This window comes from Holospora elegans E1 (assembly GCF_000648275.1).
In the GTDB taxonomy this organism is placed as follows: domain Bacteria; phylum Pseudomonadota; class Alphaproteobacteria; order Holosporales; family Holosporaceae; genus Holospora; species Holospora undulata_A.
The window spans coordinates 1-4,052 of the sequence record NZ_BAUP01000044.1 but is presented as its reverse complement, the minus strand read 5'-3'; the positions used below and the strand labels follow the sequence as shown (position 1 = coordinate 4,052).

Annotated in this window: 3 protein-coding genes; all 3 read right to left on the bottom strand. The window is 40.1% G+C overall.

Annotation, left to right across the window (positions count from 1 at the left end; translation table 11 throughout):
* Positions 1 to 551 precede the first annotated feature (551 nt).
* Entirely contained in the window at positions 552 to 1,868 is a 1,317-nt protein-coding gene (locus tag HE1_RS01255) for a dihydrolipoamide acetyltransferase family protein (RefSeq protein WP_024161355.1), read from the bottom strand.
* 65 nt (positions 1,869 to 1,933) lie between these two features.
* Positions 1,934 to 2,911, bottom strand: a complete 978-nt coding sequence (locus tag HE1_RS01250; RefSeq protein ID WP_035543845.1) for a pyruvate dehydrogenase complex E1 component subunit beta — start codon at positions 2,909 to 2,911, stop codon at positions 1,934 to 1,936.
* Between the two features lie 656 nt (positions 2,912 to 3,567).
* Positions 3,568 to 3,747 carry a hypothetical protein gene (locus tag HE1_RS01245; protein ID WP_023491149.1) on the bottom strand — a complete coding sequence of 60 codons (180 nt, stop codon included), beginning with the start codon at positions 3,745 to 3,747 and terminating at the stop codon, positions 3,568 to 3,570.
* Between the last annotated feature and the right edge of the window lie 305 nt (positions 3,748 to 4,052).

The following is a 4,052-nucleotide window of genomic DNA, read 5'->3' as shown; positions in this document are numbered from 1 at the left end:
TAGAATCTTTGGTACGTTGGGCGCATCGCAATGGTGCATTACTGCGAGGAAACGCATTGTTTTCTCATTTGTAAAAAAACTAAACGTTTGAATAGAATCTTTTGATAATAAAAGTAATGTGGGTGTTCCAGCAAAATACAATTGTTTGTGGAGGGTTTTTTGTACTGCTATCGCACAAGATTTCGTGAAGGGATTTAGTCTTTTGCGATTTCAAAGCTATTTACTTGGAGTCAAAAAGGTGTATGGAAAAGCGTTTTTGAAATATTAGCCAGTGATGCTGACAACAAGTGCGCGATGAACTTTTATACCCCATTAATACAGGGCTAGCAATAAAAAAAAGACTTAAACCAAGTCATTGAGGGGTAAGTACTAAAATCTGTGCAATCTGTAATATCTAGGGTAATCCCATCGATTTTCACTTGACAAAAAGCCAAGACGATGATCTGGGAGGAAGGAGATGCGTTGATGGATTGCCTCATGAAGGCTGATGGAGTGCTTGCCGACTAGAAAGCGCAGCACACACTCTTTGATTAAAAAGTAACAGCCTGTCTTTATTCCGCCAAAAGTACCAAGGGGTGTTCAATATAGTACTGAATTTTTCTAATAAACTGTGCTGCCAAAACCCCATCTATTGCTCTATGATCTGCAGAAAGCGAGATGTCCATCATTTTTGCAATAACGATTTCTTGCTTTTCTACTATAGGCTTTTCCAGGGTCGCTCCAACGGCTAAAATTCCTACTTGAGGGGGGTTAATGATGGCTTGAAAATTTTCAATCTGAAACATCCCAAGATTAGATACAGTAAACGTTCCATTTTGATATTCTTGGGGAGTCAAAATTCCAGAACGCGCACGTTCCACCAGTGTTTTAACTTTATTAGATAGCCCAAATAACGAAAGCTCTGCAGCATTTTCAATAATAGGAGTAATAAGCCCATTTTCTAAAGAAACCGCAAACGCTAGCCTTACTTTTTGAAACTGTGTAATTCCTTGCAAAGACGCGTGAGCATTCATTTGAGGAAATGTTTTTAAAGCTTGTGCGGTAGCTTTCAAAATAAAATCATTAACCGAAACCCGAGCGTCTGGATGTGCACGGTTTAGCTCTTTTCGTAAATCCCACATCGCATCCATCCGGCACGAAAGGTTAACATAAAAATGAGGTATTTCCTGTTTGGACTGTGTTAGTCTCTTGGCGATAACATTACGCATTCCAGAAAAAGGGATAAACGTTCCTTCTTCATAGCTGGGCGATGGAGCTTTTTTTTCCTCCAAAATATCATCTGATTTTCCTAATTCTTTTGAATCTTTTGTTAAAACACTTGGACCTTTCTGGCTAATAGCACGTTCCACATCTGCCTTCACAATACGTCCGCCAGGGCCTGTTCCTGTGCACATATTTAGATCAATTTGATTCAGGGCTGCGATCTTTTTTGCTAAGGGGGAAGCGGGAAGAATTTCCGACGACTTCATTGTTTTACCAACTTCCAAATCTAAACTTTCTTTATCCTCTTTTTTATTTTTCTCAAAAGATTCTAAAGAATTTAAAGAAACTTCATAGGCGGAATCTTTTTCTGAAGAAGAAAAAGTTAAACTCTTTATTAGCGTATCTAACTCTTGCACCGTGTCTTCCGGTTCTTTAAAAATCGCCAAGGGAGTTCCTACAAGAATACTTTTTGCTCCGCTGGGAATAAAAATATGAAAAAGTTCGCCTGAATCTGTTGCCTCAAAATCCATAATGGCTTTATCAGTTTCAATAGCCAACAAGGTGTCGCCACTTTCGATGATGTCTCCTAAAGACTTTTCCCATTTAACGATATCTCCTTGCACCATGGTGGGGGACAAAGCAGGCATTTTAAATATAATGGACATGGATTCTCCTTTTGGGGCAATTTTGGGACAATTTGAAAACTGATGAAATGATATAAAACATTCTCTTAGCGCATTCCTTTGCAAAGGTGCTTTACTGAATCTACTACGTCCTGCACATGGGGAAAGCACAGTGATTCTAAATTTTTTGCATAGGGAAGGGGGATGTCTTTTCCAGACAAGCGCATAGCAGGGGCATCCAAAAAATCAAAAGCCAGCTCTATTGAAAGGGCTATGATTTCACTTCCTATTCCACACACGGGCCACCCTTCTTCTACCACCAAACATCGATGAGTTTTTTGAATGCTGTTACGTAAAGATTCTATATCCAAAGGCCTTAGGGTACACAAATCTAAAACCTCTGCAGAAATCCCAAGTTTCGAAAGAATTTCTGCCGCTTGTAAACATACCTTAACCATCAAAGAAAAACAAACGATAGTAACGTCTTGACCTTCTTTTCGAATTTTGGCTTTTCCTATAGGCCAAGGGTTTGAAGACGCTTCTAAAGGAAAAGACTCCCCGTATAAAAGCTCGTGTTCTAGAAAAACCACCGGATTATCGTCTCGAATTGCTGCCTTAAGTAACCCTTTTGCGCTTTGCGAATCATAGGGCGCAATAACTTTTAGACCAGGACAGTGAGAATACCAACTGGCATAACATTGAGAGTGCTGTGCACCCACGCCTGCAGCAATACCATTAGGGCCTCGAAAGACGATAGGACACTTTACCTGCCCACCAGACATATACAGTGTTTTGGCTGCAGAATTTATTATGTGGTCAATGGCCTGCATTGAAAAATTAAAACTCATAAACTCTACAACGGGTCGAAGCCCTGCGTAAGCTGCTCCTACCGCCAGACCTGAAAACCCATATTCAGAAATAGGAGTATCAACTATGCGCCCAGAACCAAAACGTTCCCCCAGCCCTTTACTTATTTTGTAAGCACCTTGATATTTGTCTACTTCTTCCCCCATCAAAAATACGTTTGGATCTCGTTCTAATTCTTCTTCAAGAGCTTGACGAAGCGCTTCCCTTACCGTAACCATAAACAAAATGTAACTGAATTATCTATAAACTTGCCATAGTTCTCTTTTAAGGTCAAGTTCTTTGCAGTGTAAACAAAACGCTATCTAATATTTTTTCTTTGCTCACTGTCAGATCAGAAAACGTGAAAGGCTATTTTTTTTTAATATCCGTTATTTCCAACGTCCGTTACAGCTAAAGCTATATAGAAATGATTATGGATATCTTGGAAGAGATTTTCTGTGCTTCATCCAAGATGAGTGCGCCTAAGTGCTTTTTCCTGTGCTTCATCCAAGAGGAATGCGCCTAAGTGCTTTTTCCTGTGCCCATTTATGTTTGATGGGATTTGAAGTCTGAGTGAATGGCAAAAAGATAGAGGAGAGTGTGTTCTGAAGCTTTTAAGGCCTTTAGCATGCCTTGGATTTTGTGAAAGGTTGCATTGTCCATGGCTCTCCCCACTGCTTTTTAGGAAGTTAGGGGATTAAATCTTGCAGCATCCATGCGTTGACCCCCAAGATGTTTACAGTTGTTTGAAACAGACTCCCGGTCAAAATAACGCCGCTCAAAAGTGCACAATGACATTCGTGCGAGCCTTTACATACCCCAGTCATGGCTGCCAAACCGCCGATAATTTTTCAAGCCATAAAGTTGAAAAGCACGTCGTGATCATCCGACCTTATCAATGAAAACGATGGGGCGTCCTTCCTTTTGATGCTCCTTGAATCTTTTGGTAAAAAATGCCTTGCTTTTCGACCTCTGCCTTGGGATGACGCAGGCTTTTTTTATACGTCACGCCGAGGCGTTCCAGAGCTGAGCGTATTACTGAGGGGCTTGCTCCCAGCATTTCAGCACGGCTCATAGTTGTACCAGTCGGGAGAGTTTTTTACGTTTAGCTCTTCTTCCTTTCTGTTTATAACTCTCTACGCCGAAAATCTACTGAATATGTCATAAAATTATTAATTAAAATCGTTTTATTTAGCTTTTGCTATATTTGCACATACTCCCCCTCACTTTTTTTCAGGTAGTTTAAAAAATCTCTGAAATCAAAGAATAAGAGTTTATCTTTGATCCACCTGAATCCCCTTGTGAAGTATGAATACAAAGATGAATAGAAAGGCGCTCTGACTGTTTTTTTGTAAGCAATTTCTTGTGTAAGGCCCGTTA